Raw genomic sequence first — 17470 nt, forward strand, 5'->3', positions numbered from 1 at the left:
ATGGCGCCGATAAAAAGAAATAATCCGCCAATTTCAAGCGGTTTTAGCCCCGCGTGTTTAACGGGGAAACGTGAAAACGTAAAATAAAACAGGCCGCCCCCTCCAGTGGCGATCCCCCGGGGGAAATCGGCGCGCGATCGCCGAAACTTAACCCCTTCTAACACCGCTCGATCCCCCTTACCCCTCTAGAATTGCCGCCCCCATCGGGCGTTATACTGGATACTCAGTCACCGTCGTAAAAAATCTTCATAATCTAAAGTGAAGCATGAACCCAGGAATTGACCTACAAGGAAGTTTTATACAAATCCTCACGGATTTGGGCATTCCGGCTGGTCTGGCCAAAGCCATTTGGATGCCTTTACCGATGTTACTCATGCTCGCGGTGGCCACCGTGGGCGTCTTGGTCGGCGTCTGGCTGGAACGTAAAATTTCTGCCGCCGCCCAACAACGGATCGGGCCGGAATATATCGGACCGTTGGGCATTCTCGCCCCGGCTGCCGACGGCTTGAAACTGATCTTCAAAGAAGATATCGTCCCGGCCCAATCCGATCCGATCCTGTTTACCCTCGGGCCGATTCTCGTCGTGCTTCCCGTGTTCTTGTCCTACCTGATCGTCCCCTTCGGACAGCACTTACTGATTACCGATTTGGGAATTGCGATCTTCTTGTGGATTGCCCTGTCGAGCATCCAACCGATCGGACTGCTGATGGCCGGGTATTCCTCCAACAACAAGTATTCCCTGCTCGGGGGCTTGCGTGCTGCGGCCCAGTCGATCAGCTACGAAATTCCCCTGGCTTTGAGCGTCTTGGCGATCGCCATGATGTCCAACAGCCTCAGCACCGTCGATATCGTCCAACAACAATCCAGCTACGGGATCCTCGGCTGGAATATCTGGCGCCAACCCGCCGGATTCGTCATCTTCTGGATCGCGGCCCTCGCCGAATGCGAACGCCTCCCCTTTGACTTACCCGAAGCCGAAGAAGAACTCGTCGCCGGATACCAAACCGAATATTCCGGCATGAGATTCGGGCTGTTCTACGTCGGCTCCTACGTCAACCTGATGCTGTCCGCCTTGCTCGTCTCCGTCCTCTACCTCGGCGGTTGGGAATTCCCCATCCCCGTCGAAACCCTCGCCGGATGGTTCGGTGTCAGCGAAACCGCTCCCTGGTTCCAGGTTCTCGCCGGAGTGCTCGGCATCGTCATGACCCTGGTCAAAGCTTACTTATTCGTGTTCGTGGCCATTCTGCTCCGGTGGACCGTGCCGCGCGTTCGCATCGACCAGTTACTCGACCTCGGTTGGAAATTTCTCTTACCCGTTGCCCTCGTCAACTTGCTACTGACCGCCGCCTTAAAACTGGCGTTTCCAGTTGCCTTTGGGGGCTAGTCCGCCGTCGTGACCGCGCGATGTTTTTGGGTTGGCGATCGCCCCAACCCCCTCGGGCCATTCCCCACCAACGCCAGCCCAACCTCTCGCCTCAACTAGTCATCAGGAGAACCTCATGCTGAATTTTCTCAGTAAAGTCGGCGATTACGCGAAAGAAACCTTACAAGCCGCCAAATACATCGGTCAAGGACTCTCGGTCACCTTCGACCACATGAGTCGCCGACCGATTACCGTCCAATATCCTTACGAAAAACTGATCCCCTCCGAACGCTTCCGGGGACGCATTCACTTTGAATTTGATAAGTGCATCTCCTGCGAAGTCTGCGTTAGAGTCTGCCCGATCAACTTGCCCGTCGTCGATTGGGAATTCAATAAAGAAACCAAAAAGAAAAACCTCAAGCACTACAGCATCGACTTCGGCGTGTGCATCTTCTGCGCTAACTGCGTGGAATACTGCCCCACCAACTGCCTCTCCGTTACCGAAGAATACGAACTCGCGGCTTACGATCGCCACGAACTCAACTTCGATAACGTCGCCATGGGCCGCCTTCCCTACAAAGTCACCGACGATCCGATGGTCTCGCCCATGCGCGAACTCGCCTACCTGCCCAAAGGCGTCGTCGATCCCCACGTGGTACCCCATACCGCGCCGCGTGCGGGCAAACATCCCGAAGACATTCTTCAAGAATTAGAGAAACAAGCCGAACGCCAAACCCCGGAAGCCAGTTCCAAAAACTAACCCCCTCCAGCGATCGGGCCGTTGTTGAGTTCCCTTTCGATTTCTCTATTTGTGACCACAAACAAAGGATACGACCGTGAATTTAGCCGAAGGCATTCAGATTATTTCATTCGGGATTTTGAGCGTCGCGCTCATCGGTGCCGCACTAGGGGTGGTACTGTTTAGCAACATCGTCTACTCGGCCTTTTTACTCGGTGGCGTCTTTATCAGCATGGCCGGGATGTATCTATTGCTCAATGCCGATTTCGTCGCCGCCGCCCAAGTGCTGATCTACGTCGGCGCCGTCAACGTCCTGATTTTGTTCGCGATCATGTTGGTGAACAAACGGGAAGATTTCGTCGAGATGCCGAATGCCTGGATCCGCAAAGGGGCAACCGCTTTGGTGTCTTTGGGCTTATTCGCCTTGCTAACCACGATGGTCTTCTCCATCCCCTGGGAAGTGTCTGCCGTAGCGACTCAAGCGAATGGCTCGATTGTGACCATTGGCGAGCATTTCTTCTCGGACTTCTTACTGCCATTTGAGTTAGCTTCCGTCCTCTTGCTCATGGCGATGGTCGGCGCAATTATTTTGGCCCGCCGCGACCTGCTCCCCGACGAGAGTTCGACCCCGAGCGAACAACGGCTGATGTTCGAACAACTGCCCGAACGTCCTCGCGAACCCGTCGGCTCCCTCCAAGGCAGTGCGCGAGATCGGTAAGATCCGACGATCTGGCTGGCTCTGCGTGTTTTTCTTGCAAACGTTCACCTAATTTACAAAAGTTCAAGCAGATGCAACTGCAATATTTTTTAGTGCTGGCTGCCGCTTTGTTCTGCATCGGCATCTACGGATTGATTACCAGCCGCAACGCGGTGCGGGTGTTGATGTCGATCGAACTGCTGCTCAATGCGGTCAATCTCAATTTGATGGCCTTTTCTAATTTTCTCGATTCCAGTGAGATTAAAGGTCAGGTATTTGGTGTCTTTGTGATTACCGTAGCGGCTGCCGAAGCGGCAGTGGGACTGGCGATCGTTTTAGCGATCTACCGCAACCGCGATACGGTGGATATGGAGCAGTTTAACCTGCTCAAGTGGTAGGCCAAACCACCGCAAGTTCTAGGATTCGGGTCGAGACTGTACCGAGTTCGCCGAACATCAAAAAACCGGGTCGATCGCATCGATTCGGTTTTTTCGTTGGCAAAGCGGCAAAAGGTACGAACTCGTACAATCGACATCGCCACCCCCTCGGTACACTGGGGAAAATATCGACATGCAAAGGGTTGGGAGTTCATTACCAGTGCAACTCAAACACGCGATAATCGCCCATAAAGCCGGAGACCACCTCAGTCGCCGTCGAGCCGAACAGTGCGCCCGCGAACTCGAAGCGCGCGGCTGTAAGGTGTTGATGGGTCCGAGTGGTTCCAAGGACAATCCCTACCCGGTTTTCCTCGCTTCTGCTACGTCGGCGATCGATCTAGCCCTGGTTTTGGGCGGCGACGGAACGGCACTGGCTGCGGCCCGTCATTTAGCGGCGGAAAATATTCCGATTTTGGCGGTCAATGTCGGCGGACATTTGGGCTTTTTAACTCAGCCGTCGGAGACGTTTCAAGATAGCGAGAAGGTTTGGGATTACTTGCTCGAAGATCGCTACGCGGTGCAGCGTCGGATGATGATCGAAGCTCAGATTTTTGAGGGCGATCGCTCTAATTTAATTCCCGCTAGCGATCGCTATTTGGCCCTCAATGAAATGTGTGTCAAACCCGCCGCCGCCGATCGCATGATTACTTCGATTCTAGAAATGGAAATTGACGGGGAAGTGGTGGATCAATATCAAGGGGACGGGTTGCTCGTCGCTACGCCGACAGGTTCGACCTGTTACACCGTTTCCGCCAACGGTCCGATCGTTCACGACGGGATGGAGGCGATGGTCGTCACGCCGATTTGTCCGTTGAGTCTGTCGAGTCGTCCGATTGTTTTGCCTCCCGGGTCGGTGGTCAGTATTTGGCCCCTTGCCGATCGTGATTTGAGTACGAAACTGTGGATGGATGGGGTCTTGGCGAGTTCGATTTGGCCGGGACATCGGGTTGATGTCAAAGTAGCGGATTGTCGCGCTAAATTTATTATCCTGCGCGAAAATTATTCCTACTACAATACGTTACGAGAAAAGTTGCAGTGGGCGGGGGCGAGGATTCATTACAGTAATAATCATCGCAATTGAGAACGAGGGAGAAGGAAACAGCGCCACTTCGGGAGGACGGAGTCGGTGGCGAGGGTTTTGCTAACTTGCTCGATCTAAAATCTAAACTCTAAAATCTAAACTCTAAACTCTAAACTCCTTCATGCCTGATTCAAACTTACTCGGATTGATTCCCGCCGATGCGCGACGGGTTGTTGAAATTTGCGACGATCGCCCGTCGAATGCGCGGGAATCGGCTTCGCAACGGGCCACACACTATCGCCGCATCAATCCCCGGGGGGAATATCTGACGATCGCGTGCGATCGCCATGCCTCGGACGTCGTCGAACCCGCGATCGTCGAACAGTCCGTGGATTGTTTGGTGTTCGATCGCACCTTGACCCAAGTCTTCGACCCGCTTAAATTGCTACAGTCGAGCGCCCGTTGGTTGAGCGAAAACGGGCAAGTTGTTGCCTGTATTCCTAACGTTCAATATTGGCACCATCTCGTCTATTTATTGCGCGGTCTAGGGTTGGAACAAGGCACGAATTTTGACAATTGTCAACTACGTTTTTTTAGTTTGGAAACGATTAAAAAATTATTTAATCAAGCCGGATTAAATCTCTACGAAGTGCAAACCGTAGGCGTTCAAACAGAAGCCTTTAAAGAATTCGCTCATACCCTCTCTCCCGTGGTCAAAGAATTGGGCTTAGATCCTCAAACCTTTGCCACGCAAGCCAATACCGAATCTTATTTAGTACGAGCAAGTAAAACGGAAAGTCCTCCCCGAAGATTGTTCGTGCATACGATTTTAATGGCGCCGACGGCGTGCGATCGCCCTCGGGTTCTCGACCCCGATCGCTTGAGTAATACGATTCCCGGAGTACGGGCGATCGCCGAAGTCAAAAATGCCGATCTTTCCCTCGCCTTACCCCAAGAAGAAAAAGTCTTTATTTGGCAGCGTACCATTTTAAAATATCCCCACGATTTCGCTCGCTTGCGCGAATTACTGCGACGAGATTATCTGATTATTGCCGAAATTGACGACGACCCGTTACGCCGTCCCCAATACGAACAAAATCGCTTTCTGAGTTATCGAGGTTGTCATGGGGTACAAACCTCTACCGAACCTCTCGCCGACTATTTGCGCCAACACAATCCGAATGTTGCCGTTTTTGCCAATCAACTGACCGAATTACCGCCAGAACGAAGCTATAAAAATGACGGAACCTGTACGATTTTCTTCGGGGCTTTGAATCGCGAGGCAGATTGGGAACCGATTGTCGGAGAACTGAATCGAGTGTTAGGAAAATACCGCGATCGCGTGCGGGTGAAAGTCATTCACGATCGCAAGTTTTGGAATGCCTTGCAGAGTTTAGAGGGCGATCGTAAAGATTTTGAAGCTTTTTGTCCTTACGAACGATATTTAGAAATTATGGACGAATGCGACCTCGCCTTACTCCCGCTTACGCCGACGCGGGTTAACAGCATGAAGTCCGATCTCAAGTTTCTCGAATGCGCCGGACATGGGGTGGCAGTATTGGCGAGTCCGGTGGTTTACGAACACACGATCGTTGAAGGAAAAACTGGCTTAATTTATCGTACTGTCGAAGAATTTGGCAAGCATTTAGAGGCGTTAATTACCGATCCGCTTTTACGGCAAACATTAGCCCAAAATGCCTATCGGTGGGTGGCTGAAAATCGCTTACTCTGTCAGCATTACCGCCAACGCAGCGAGTGGTACAAACAATTACGCGATCGCCTACCCGAATTAAATCGTCAGTTGCGCGATCGCCTTCCCGAACTCTTTGCCGATTAATCGATCGATCGTCGATCGATCGATGAATGAATTGATTTATTTAGATTCATTGAACCCGCGATCGCCCTTTTCTCATTTACTCTTTGACCTCAATCCAATCGATGCGAATTTTATTGACGATTGCCCACTATTTCAATCCAGAAGGGGGCGGAAAACACGGTTCTCTCGGAAAAAACCCTCAACCGCGCATTCTCGCCCTAAGCCAGTGCATTGCTCATTTATGGTCCGTATTCGGTCGATCTCAATCCTCGATCGACATTGCCCAATGTGCGGCCCTCCCGGTCAATCAGGCGCAAGCCAACGACCTCGATATTGTCATTTGTACCACGGGCGATCGTCATTTATTGGCACAACTTCCCCTCGATCGCAATATTTATCGCCACCATGCGACTCACGCAGAACCGATGTTTCTCGGGTTTGAATGTCAAGCGGTTCTTCGCGACAGTTTGGGTCATTACGATTATTATTGCTATCTCGAAGATGATTTAATCCTGCGCGATCCGTGGTTTTTTATCAAACTCAAATGGTTTACGCAACATGCGGGAGATGCGTGTTTGTTGCAGCCGAATCGCTACGAAATCGCCATGCAGGGCCAGCGTTACAAAGCTTACATCGATGGCGATTTGGCACCGAAAGTAACGGCGCGCTTTCAGAATGTCAAGGAAGCGCCGGAACTCAAGGGCAAAATTATGGAAGAGTCGGTTATGTTTAAGCGGACTCTCAATCCCCACTCGGGATGTTATTTTCTTAATGCCCGACAGATGGCGTATTGGGCGCAGCAACCCTATTTTTTAGACCGAGATCCGAGTTTTATCGGTCCGTTGGAAAGTGCGGCGACGTTGGGAATTATGCGAACGTTCAAGATTTACAAACCTGCTAGGGATCATGCGGGCTTTTTGGAAATTCAGCATTTCGGTAGTGCGTTTCTCCAGTTAATTGGAAACACGGTGCGTTTGGATTGATAAGGGTCGGTCTGTTGCAATTTCACCACTGAATTGAGCTTTTGCAAATTGCTGGTTTACCAAGGATTGCCGATGGTTGTAAATCCGGCCCAATAATAAGGATGAGAAAGCGGTTTGATCTCCCGGACATCCTGTTGTTTGGGTAAGGCGATCGCCCCTTCGGAAAGCATCAATTGTCCCGCTTCAAGGCGGACGTTACCTCGGATAAATTCTAATTGCGCTTGTCGCAACGCTTCCGCACGAATGGGCGCCGATCGCAGGTTGTCGTACAATTCGCTCATTAACCCCAAGGTGGCATTATCGCTGACATACCAGAGACTGGCGATCGCCGATCTAGCGCCGGATTGCAACGCCAATCCTGCAAATCCCAATTCTGCCTCGCGATCGCCGATCGCACTGCGACAAGAACTAAAGACTAATAAGTCCACTCCAGCTACTTGCCATTGTAAATCTTTCATGTCCGATAATCGCAAACGGCCATCCCACAATTGAATATAAGAGTTGTCGGCGCTTCCCGGCTGAAAATCCATGTGCGTCGCGAGATGAACGATGCTAAATTCTTTAGAATCCACCTCTTCTTTTAGGGTGTTGAGTGTAAATTCTTCATTTAAAAATTGCTTGCCCGACCAACAGGAACTCGACCGGGAGCGATCGCCACAAACAATCGCATCTAACTCTAGAGGAACCGCAGGTAAAGGTGTTAATTCTTCAAATTCTGAGGCTCCCATTGCCAAAACTTGCTCGTTTTTTAAATTGGTATAAGTTGGCTGGGTCAAGCTGAAACTCGGCACGATCGCCAAACTATATTGTTCGACTAAAAACTGTTCTCCATCGTGAAGAGCTGCGAACGGCAGCGATCGCAATCCCTCATCGGGAACGAAAATTAAATTTTGAATCCTTCGTTGTTCTAAGGTCGGCTGAATCGGTTCGATTAATAAGCGATAAAGCTCTTGAGATGGTTCTAAATAGAGTTGACTGTAGGATCTTTTGCGATCGGTGATTTTATGGCGAAATTCAACAGCTAATTGTTCGACAATCTGGCGATGAGCTTCAGGAATTTTGAGGCGTAAGGGTTTTTCAAATGCTGTAACGACAACTAATTCTACCGGGTCCTCTGGATGGCGATCGCACGGCCATCCTAATTCTTCTTGTAAGATGCGATCGGAACGAACGAAGCGATCGCGATCTCGCTCTTGATTATGTTCGCCACTCGGACAAACGAGAGCTGCATTATCATTTAACTGAGTGCGTCCAAAAACGATGTAAACCACTGCGGTTCTCATTCCCATTTCTTCCTCCGTTTTTCGCAAAACTTGCCGAATTTCATCGAGAGAAAGCAAATTAAAATGGGAAGGATGGTTGAAGTGATTAATAAATTCGCGAGATAACGCCTCTTCCAAGGTCGTGATTTGCGTATCTAGCTCGATCCCCGTCATCGAAACTTCTACGATGGGTTCGGAGCGAGCGGAATTGTCGATCGGGATCGAGGCAGGGTTAATATTTCCATCCGCGATTGTTTTTGGGGGAACGATGGATTCCGATGTCGCCGAGAATGGTTCGAGGATGGCGACGCTTCCGACCGATTGAGTCGGTTGACCGGAAGGAAACTCAGACCCAGGCGCCGCAGTAGGTAAAGTGCGATTCGTGGCGGCAGTCATTTGAGATTCGATGTTGCCCTGGGGGAGAGGATTGTTTTCAATCGTGTTCGGCGCCATTTCCGACGAAGCGGGAATCGGCGATCGCACTGGAACCTGCGATGACGGGGCGATCGCCGATGGTGCTAAAGGCAGAATTGGCGATAAAGGCGCAATTTCCGGAGCTTCAGTCCTATTGGGTTCGGAGGCGATCGCTTCCGGTAGGGGGTTGTTTCCCCCTACCGCTTCTGACGGAGAACCATTCTGAGGTGAGATCGGCTCTAGGGGGGGCGCTCCTGGTGCGGTCTGAGCGGGAAGCGATTCTTGCGGAGTTTCCGCGACCCCTTCCGGTTCCGGTACGGGTTGCGGTTCCGGTTCCAGTAAGGGTTCCGGTTCCGGTACGGGTTCCGGTTCCGGTACGACTTGCGGTTCCGGTACGGGTTCCGGTTCCGCTACGGGTTGCGGTTCCGGTACGGGTTCCGGTTCCGGTACGACTTGCGGTTCCGGTACGGGATCGACCCCATCATCCGTACTCACTGTAATATTTCCCCGGGTAAAAGAGCGGGGGAAAATTTCGCCGAGGTTGAGGGTCGATGTCCCTGTCGTGACGACATCGCGCGTTCCGTGAAACGCAGGATTGCCAATTTCAAAGCCCTCAATTGGGTCTAAACCGTCGCCTCCCGCGTGACGCAGGGTGATGCTTCCGCCGCCAGCGCCTCCCGCCGTCGAAATACTCGCCTGTCCCGTTGGCGAATAGGAGGATGGGAACGCATCGGTCGCGCGGAAAAATCCCCCGGTGGTTTCGATAAAAACATCGCCACCGCGACCTGTGGTTCCCCCTTCCGCGTTAATCGAGCTCACTTGAATATCGCCAATCGGATCGAGGAAAACATTCCCCGCATCACCGACGGTCGCACTTGAATCGATCGCCCCCGATGTAATCGCCAGTTTCGCCATTACGGTAATATCGCCGCCGCGATCGACTCCGGTCGATGTGAGATTTCCGGTGATGATTTCGCCTTGGCTGCTGGTGACGGAGATCGCCCCGCCTGTCGGAGCCGAAGTGCTATCTAAATTCCCGGTTTGGACGTTGGCGGTACGACTTTCTAAGGCGATCGGTTGACCGTTGCTAGTGATATCCCTGACGGTGAGCGCATTTTCGGCATTCAGTCGCACCCCTGCCGCCCCTGTCGTCGTCACTCGACCGCGCAGGTCGATCGTATCCGTACTCGTCGCACTCAAACTCCCGGCAGCGATCGCTTCTAGAGCCGTTATCCGAGTTGCACTGTCGATCTTCAACTGACCCAAGGGTTGCTGGCTACCCACGGCTCGGTCAAATGTGAGATCGCCGTTGCCGACATTGAGGGTTAAGTTTTCTGTCGAGTCGATCGCGCTATCTAGGGTTCCTCGAATCATGAGGTCACCGTCATGGGTCGTTATCGTGACCGGTCCGGCGATCGCGATCGCGCCGTCAAAGGTCGTATCTCCTTCAGTGGTCATATTTCCGGCGATCGTCGTCTGGTTACTGGTAATGTTCAAATCCTCTAGTGGAGACGTTTCGCCGAGATTTCCATTCAGATCGATTTGACCTGTTCCTGCATTTAAAGTTAAATCCCGATTCCCATCAACATTCCCCAGAATGCGAATGTCACCCCCTGCACTATTGGTGTCTATTTCAATCTCATTGCCGAGGATGATATTTCCCGTCAGCGAAATATTATTATCGATCGTTTTTAAATCTGAATTCAGATAAATAGTGGCCGCATTAAAGGCGATCGACCCATTCCCCAATCCCGTTATGGAACCGTTCGCCGTAATCGACCCCGAACCTGCTTCTAAGGCGATCGGGTCACTAAATTGCAGAGAATTAACAATTGTAATTTCTCCCGTGAAATCGGCTCGACCCAGGGCGATCGCACTAAATCCATCTTCAAATTGAGATAATTCATTTGCGGTTAAATCGAAACTTGCATCGCTCTCCGTATCTGCTCCCAGGATTATATTTCGATCGGGGCTTGCGGGTTGTAAGCTGAGGCGATTCGTTCCTCTCACCGCCCCGTTAAAATCTATTTCTCCCGCCGTTAACGTTAGGGGATGATTCCCGATATCCAGGCTAGAATCAAACGCCAAAATTGCCGTTCCGGGAACTAAATTAGCTCCCGGCATTAAGGTGACGGGGGCGTTAAAACGAAGTTCGTTATTGTTGGTTTCAATTTGGCTAGCAACGGTTACCGTTCCAGTCCCTATTTGCGTAAATGGGCCGTTGAGATTGAAGGGATGGACGAGATTTAAGTTTTCGGTATTGGCGAGGGTGACTCCACCTAATCCAGTGGTGGTTACGGGAGCGTTAAAGTGAATGGTATGGGTATTTAGATCGATACCTGTAGCACCCGTTACGGTAATTTTTCCGTTAAATGTTGTCGTTCCGCTTCCGGCCAGTTGAGTTAGGTTGGTAGCATTAATTTCTCTCGTCGTTAAGTTATGAGTTTGGGCGATCGTTAGATCTGCTAATGGCGTTTGACTGCCGATATTTCCGGCAAAATCAATGTTTCCCGTCCCCGCATTTAACGTTAAATGATGAGCGCCATCGAGGGTATTATTAAATGTTATATTGCCGGAAATAGTACGAAAATTTACGTCACGGAGCAAGCTGACGGCGCCGTCTAGGGTTAAGTTTTGGCTGTCGGTAATAATGCCGTTATTAACATAAATTTGCTGCCCGGTTTTGAGGGTTAGATTATAATTGCTATTACTGAGGTCAATTTCTCCCAAAGAACCGACATAAATATTGCCGACGGTATCGGAACCCAGGGTTAAATTACCACTGCGAACGTCGAGCATTAGCAATTCTTCTGTGGTGAGGCTGTAATCTCCCGTAGCATCGTTGACGGCGATCGCCGTTCCTGGGGCGATCGGTTCTAATGTTAAAGTATTATTCGTAGTAATCCGACTTTCGCCCTGAAAACTAATATTATTTCCTCGGAAAATAAGGTTTCCCGTTCCCGTCGCCGTGGGATTAATTAAAACACCATTTAATCCGATTCCCTCTGCACCGCTAACCCCAACGCCTTCAAGGAGTAAATCCTCCGTTCCCGTCGCTTCTACCGTACTACCTGTTTCAAGATCGATGCCGAGGTTACCTTCTCCTGTGCCGTTTCCAGTTCCTTTGAGGATGACACTTTGGTGACCGGAAATCGTGCTACCAGTAAGAAAAATTCCAGGATTGTTATCGGTTCCGCTACCGCCTTGTCCTTCAAGGGCGATCGCTCCCTTTTGAGAAGTAATATTACTGCCATTTAGCAGGCGAACTCCTTGATTGAGGTCTGCGGTTACCTCACGCGCTATTCCCGTCAGACTAATATTTCCATTTTCCGAAAAAATGCGAGCATTATCATTGGCGAAAATGCCATGATTTAAACTATCTCCCGTTCCTCCATTTCCTTGTAAGACGATATCTCCTTCTTTGGACTCAATTATACTGTTCCCTCTAAAAAGAATACCGATATTTGCAAATTCGCTTCCATTGCCCCCCGTTCCCGTTAGATTGATTTCTCCAAGATTGGAGGAAATTTGAACATTGTTATCAATATAAATTCCGTAATTTTCACTCGTTCCATTTCCGCCCGTTCCTTCTAAAATAATTGACCCTATCTCCGTTTGTAGGGTACTGCCATTCATCACACTAATTCCATCATTGACTTTTTCGGTTCCTCGGGCCATTCCTGTGACTCGAAGATCTCGATAAGCCGAAAGGGAAACCCCATCACGAATCGCTACTCCGGTATTAAAGAATCCTTGAACGCCGCCCGTTCCATCGATGACAATCGACCCGGTTGTTGATTCGACCAGACTACCCGCCGTTACGCCAATTCCCCGGTTATTTTCCCCTGTTCCGTTAGCGATTCCCGTTAAACGAATATCTCCATCGGCGGACAGGGTAGATTCATCGACAAAGATCCCTCCATTCCAATGGGTTCCGTTGACCCCAAAACCTTCTAAAGTAATGGTTCCTTGCGGTGCTTCCAGGCGAGAATTTGCTTGTAAAACCATACCGGGATTATATTCTCCCGAACTATTACTCCCCGTTCCAATCAGGTGAATATTGCCCGTTTCCGAACGAACGATCGCGCCATCTAAAAAGATTCCTCGATTGAAGTTAGTTCCTTTACCACTGGTCCCCGTTAACAGGATCTCCCCGTTGGCGGTTACGGTGGCATTTTCAATATATAATCCCGTATTCCATTCGGTATATAATCCAGTATTCCAATGTACTCCGCTTCCCCCAGTTCCGTCTAAGCGAATCGAACCATTGCCGTTGGTTTGCAATACGCTCCCATTGGAGAGCAAAATACCACTATTGTTATCTACCCCATCCAATCCCCTCCCAGTCAGGGTAATCGTGCCACCTTCCGCATTAATGGTTGCGTTATCGAGAAGAATGCCGTGACGTGAGGTCGGACTGCCCGTTCCCGTGGCTGTAAAATTCCCACCCCCTGTATGAATAGTGGTATAGGGAATTGCTATGCCTCCCCCACCCAGATTGTCGATATCGCCGTTTAAAACTAAATTGAGGGAATCCCCACCGGGGACGCTATCGCTAATTTGACCGTAAATATAAACATTATTGTGGGCATTGAGGGTCAGGGTGTTGTTTAATCCAGTTCCGTTAAAATCAATCGGCGCAGTCACCGTAATTTTGCCCTCTTGGGTGCCTCCACTGCCCGTTTCAATGGTGACGGATTGATTGCCCCCCGTCAGGGCCGCTACAATTAAATCGACCCCCAATTGCGCGCTATCCGCCGTGGCGGCGAAGGGGGTGGTATTGTTAATATTGACCGTACCCGCTCCGGCGACGATCTCGATATCGTTGGGGTCGATCAGCCATTCCCCTCCACTACCGCAGGTCGGAACGTTAGCGCAACGAGTGCGAGCGTTGGGAACGCTACTGACTTCTAAAGATTGCAAGCCACTGGTTTCGACGAAGCCGCCGTCTCCGCCGAGAATCCCGCCCAGGGCGCTGAGTTGCCCGTGAATTTGGGCATTTTCTCGGGCAAAGACGATGACTCGTCCGCCATCGCCGAACTCGGTGGCGTCGGCGGCGATGCTGGAATGGCGATCGATAAATGTCTGTCGGGCATTCGGGACGCTTCCTCGACCGCGCAGGTCGCCGCCGACGAGTACGGTTCCGCCGCCGTGAGGGGCGGAGGTGTTCATCTTAGTTTCAATAAGTGCGACGCGATCGCCTAGAACGGCAATTTGTCCCCCGGTTGCGGTCATTTCACCGGAGATAATGGTATCTCCGGTTTGCGGATCGATCGCGATCCCCGAACCCGATAGCTGTAGGCTGCCATCCGGGTTAACCGTTACTGTTTTTGCATGAGTGGCCCCCGCACCTGTCAGCAATTCCGGCAAGGATTGCGGGGTAAACGTTCCCATTTCTGCCGTTCCCGGTCTGACTTCTAAACTTAAAAGCTGGTTCTCTTGGGAAATCCTGACCGCGCTTTCCCCGGGTACCGCCGCGAGGGTAATGTTTCCCCCCGGCGCCGATAATGTACCTGCATTGAGGACGCTACCCCCCAGAAGGGTTAAATTGTGCCCCGGTTGCAGGGTTAAATTGCCAAAATTAACGATCGCCCCCGGTTGCAGGGAGGAAAAAGCAAAGTGAGAAGGAGTTCCGACTAAATTGGCCCAGGCATTCTCTCCCCGGGCATCAAACCAATGGTTGTCACTAAATCCAATCCCCGTGGCGCTGGTAGCGAAAAAGTCTCCCGGTACGTTTAAACTCGCATTGGCGCCGAATAAAATCCCGGCGGGATTCATTAAAAATAAATTGGAATCGCCACCGCTCACTTGAATTAAACCGTTAATCATCGAAGCGTCGCCGCCAGTGATGCGCCCTAAAATATTCTCAATTTCCGGATTTGAGAGAAAATTGGCGACTTGCCCCGCTTCTAGGCCAAATTGCTCGAAACTATGGAACAAATTCGCTCCATCTGCGGAGGGCTGTCCCCCGTGAATGTTAAAGTGATTGCCTTCTGGGGTAACGGCTGTCCCCGTACCGTCTGATGCCGGAATAATCGCTTGAGCGAAGGAGGATTTACTAACTCCCGTGAGAGATGAAAGGAGAACGAGAGATGCGATCGCCCTGAATGAGTTATTCATACCTGAGATTCCCCGATGTTTTTCTCTGACCTAACAATGATGGAAAATACGGAGGTGTCTCGAAAACGAGGCTCACATTATAACACTTCAATCCGTATTTTCCCTGAGTAAAAAATCTTATTTGGGAAACTCTAAAATTTATTTTTAAGCTATACAGCACTCGGGGGATCCGATCGGGTACAGTGCCGATCTCCCTATCCCCCCAACCCTCCTTTCAAAGGGGGGCGAAGGAGGGATTTTGGGGGGAACGAGGAAAGATCTCGCCATGGGATTGGCGCAAAGGAAAACGATCCCCCTATCCCCCCAACCCCCCTTTGAAAGGGGGGCGAAGGAGGGATTTTGGGGGGAACGAGGAAAGTCCCCCTTTTTAAGGGGGATTTAGGGGGATCTAAATGTCTTGCATAGCAGAGGAAAATGCTATATGGATTTTTAGTTATTTTTTGATGCAAAAAATGCGAGAAACGGTAGCGCAATCTATAGCAAGCAGTCCTACCCACCCAATAAAAAAGCCAGGGACTAAAATCCCTGGCTTTTTGACGATCGAGCTAACGAGTTAGCTCACGAAACGCGAAGTGATTAGAACAACACGATATCGTTGGCGTTGACCGTACCTTCGCGGATGACGGCGATCGTCACGAGGTCGCTGGTTGCCGCGCCTCCAGCCGCAGGAGCCGCACCGCTCGGGTCGTAGTAGAGGATACCGCCAGAATCCTGAGCGTCGAATACGATGGCCGGGGTATCCGCTCCGGTGAAGGAACTGGTAAAGGTACCCGAGTAACCCGATTGGGTTTGTTCGGGGAAGAAGTCGAGGTTAATCCGTAACGGTTGTCCGGCAGTGGCTTGTCCGGCACCTCCGAAGAAGTCACTGGCATCCAGATGAATCTTATCGATTCCCGTATCGAACGAGGTAATCGTATCGTTCAATTCGTCTGTAGAGGCGCTTTGGTAAACAAAGGCATCGAAAGAGCCACGGGTTCCGATCAAGCTGTCAGCACCGAGGAAACCTTCGAGGGTGTCGTTACCGGGGCCGTCAGCACGTAAGGTATCGGCTTCTTTACTACCGACGATAACGTCGTTACCCGCACCGCCGATGAGGGTGTCGGTGTTGGAGTTGGAGATTAAGCGGTCGTCGCCTTCACCACCGAGCAAGGACATTCCAGTGGTTCCTTCGGTAGCGAACAAGGAGTCGTTGCCGTCACCACCGATTAAGGTGCTGTTGGAGCCAGAGGCCACGAGGCTATCGTTACCATCTTGACCCGTGAGCCAGGAATTTTCACCTGCGGCGCTGAGGCTGTCGGCACCCGCACCGCCATCGAGGGTGGCGTCCGCTCCTGCCGTGATGAGGCTATCGTTGCCTTCGTTACCGAACAGACGGCTGGTGGCTCCTGCTGCGGTAATGAAGTCATTTCCGGCAGCCGTTCCGGCGGTGTCGTTGTCACCGTAGAGGGTGTCGTTGTTACCGATACTGATGAGGGTGTCGCTACCTTTGTCTCCATAGACCAGGTTGGTACCGCCAGAGACGATCGTGTCTTCTCCTTTACCGCCGTAGACGGTGTTGCGTCCCAAGGTCAAACCGAAGTTGGTGACGTCAATCGAGTCGTTGCCTTCGTTACCGAAGACCAAGCCTTGAACGCCGTAGTTTTTAATGGTGTCGTCACCTTCGCCACCCCATAGGGTTTGCCGTCCGCGCAGACCGCCGAAAGCGACTAAGCTGTCGTTGCCGTCGCCACCATCCATCCAGTTAGCTTGGGGGACGCCGTTGAGCGTACCAGAGTTGTCCAACGGATCCGCGTCTTCTCGTCCGGCAATGCTACCGAGCATGAGCAGGCTGTCTTGCCCTACGTGGCCCCAGAGGCTGTCGCGATCGCCCAAACCGATTACTAAGTCATCGCCCAGGTCGCCGACGAGATAGTTACGTCCGGGGTTGAGGGGAGCAGGGGATATGGGGTCGGGATCTACAACAACAACAGTGTCATCGCCGATCGCGCCGCCGCCACCACCGGGACGCACGTCGGGCAGCAAGTCACGGTTATTCGGCAAGGACGTGGCTTCGGGAACGAAGTCGTCTTGTCCGCCGAAGCCAATCCCCGTACCACCAAACGACGACAGTTCCACAACTTGGACGGTATCGTCTCCCTGACCGCCGTAGAGGCTATCTTCTCCGAATCCAGACCCACTCAGGAAGTCATCGCCTTTGTTGCCCAGACCGAGGTTGCTGCCTCCACCGTTACCGAAGTTGAAAATATCGTTTCCTTCGTCGGTTCCGTCGATGTCGCCCCCAAAGACGGTGTCGTTGCCTTGGGTACCGACGGATTCAAAATAATCGTCTCCTAAATCGCCGAAGAATAAACTGGAGCCACCCAGACTGCGAATTTGGTCGTTGTCTTGTCCGGCATAGACCGTATCGCCGACTCCAGCTCCGGTTAACGAGTCATTATCTCTGTTTCCAAAAATGATGCTCCCACCATTGAGGGTGTCGCTGGTGAGAATGTCACTCCCGTTGAGACCCAAAACGGTGTCGGGTCCACGCTCGGGACCCACTGTAAGATCTAGTGTATCGTTGAAATCAGTCAGGATTCTAACCATTCAGAGTTCCACTCCTCATCTGTTTCGTGTCG

At 51.4% G+C, this 17470-nt stretch carries 9 protein-coding genes; 7 read left to right on the forward strand and 2 right to left on the reverse strand.

Annotation, left to right across the window (positions count from 1 at the left end):
* The first annotated feature begins 265 nt into the window (after positions 1-265).
* From nuoH to HCG48_RS16635, 7 genes are all read left to right on the forward strand, one after another.
* Positions 266-1384, forward strand: a complete 1119-nt coding sequence (gene nuoH, locus HCG48_RS16605) for an NADH-quinone oxidoreductase subunit NuoH (protein WP_168570151.1) — start codon at positions 266-268, stop codon at positions 1382-1384.
* 115 nt (positions 1385-1499) lie between these two features.
* Positions 1500-2123 (forward strand): NAD(P)H-quinone oxidoreductase subunit I, encoded by a 624-nt coding sequence (gene ndhI / locus HCG48_RS16610; protein ID WP_168570152.1) that lies wholly within the window; start codon positions 1500-1502, stop codon positions 2121-2123.
* 76 nt (positions 2124-2199) lie between these two features.
* Positions 2200-2820, forward strand: a complete 621-nt coding sequence (locus HCG48_RS16615; RefSeq protein ID WP_168570153.1) for an NADH-quinone oxidoreductase subunit J — start codon at positions 2200-2202, stop codon at positions 2818-2820.
* 71 nt (positions 2821-2891) lie between these two features.
* Positions 2892-3197, forward strand: coding sequence for an NADH-quinone oxidoreductase subunit NuoK (gene nuoK, locus HCG48_RS16620; protein ID WP_168570154.1), 306 nt, complete (start codon positions 2892-2894; stop codon positions 3195-3197).
* 199 nt (positions 3198-3396) lie between these two features.
* Positions 3397-4317: an NAD(+) kinase gene (locus tag HCG48_RS16625; RefSeq protein WP_168570155.1), complete on the forward strand. Its 921-nt coding sequence runs from the start codon at positions 3397-3399 to the stop codon at positions 4315-4317.
* A gap of 121 nt (positions 4318-4438) precedes the next feature.
* Positions 4439-6094, forward strand: a complete 1656-nt coding sequence (locus tag HCG48_RS16630) for a glycosyltransferase family protein (RefSeq protein ID WP_168570156.1) — start codon at positions 4439-4441, stop codon at positions 6092-6094.
* A gap of 101 nt (positions 6095-6195) precedes the next feature.
* Positions 6196-7056: a calcium-binding protein gene (locus HCG48_RS16635; RefSeq protein ID WP_168570157.1), complete on the forward strand. Its 861-nt coding sequence runs from the start codon at positions 6196-6198 to the stop codon at positions 7054-7056.
* Positions 7057-7112: 56 nt separating this feature from the next.
* On the opposite strand, the gene HCG48_RS16640 is transcribed toward HCG48_RS16635, so the two are convergent.
* Positions 7113-14852 carry a CHAT domain-containing protein gene (locus HCG48_RS16640; protein WP_168570158.1) on the reverse strand — a complete coding sequence of 2580 codons (7740 nt, stop codon included), beginning with the start codon at positions 14850-14852 and terminating at the stop codon, positions 7113-7115.
* Positions 14853-15428: 576 nt separating this feature from the next.
* Positions 15429-17393: a calcium-binding protein gene (locus HCG48_RS16645; RefSeq protein WP_168570159.1), complete on the reverse strand. Its 1965-nt coding sequence runs from the start codon at positions 17391-17393 to the stop codon at positions 15429-15431.
* Between the last annotated feature and the right edge of the window lie 77 nt (positions 17394-17470).

The organism is Oxynema aestuarii AP17 (assembly GCF_012295525.1).
Lineage (GTDB): Bacteria > Cyanobacteriota > Cyanobacteriia > Cyanobacteriales > Laspinemataceae > Oxynema > Oxynema aestuarii.

Excerpts from the sequence above, each read along its gene's own strand:
- HCG48_RS16630 (WP_168570156.1), top strand. The coding sequence starts at position 4,439 with ATGCCTGATTCAAACTTACTCGGATTGATTCCCGCCGATGCGCGACGG.
- nuoK (WP_168570154.1), top strand. The coding sequence starts at position 2,892 with ATGCAACTGCAATATTTTTTAGTGCTGGCTGCCGCTTTGTTCTGCATC.
- HCG48_RS16640 (WP_168570158.1), bottom strand. The coding sequence starts at position 14,852 with ATGAATAACTCATTCAGGGCGATCGCATCTCTCGTTCTCCTTTCATCT.
- nuoH (WP_168570151.1), top strand. The coding sequence starts at position 266 with ATGAACCCAGGAATTGACCTACAAGGAAGTTTTATACAAATCCTCACG.
- ndhI (WP_168570152.1), top strand. The coding sequence starts at position 1,500 with ATGCTGAATTTTCTCAGTAAAGTCGGCGATTACGCGAAAGAAACCTTA.
- HCG48_RS16635 (WP_168570157.1), top strand. The coding sequence starts at position 6,196 with ATGCGAATTTTATTGACGATTGCCCACTATTTCAATCCAGAAGGGGGC.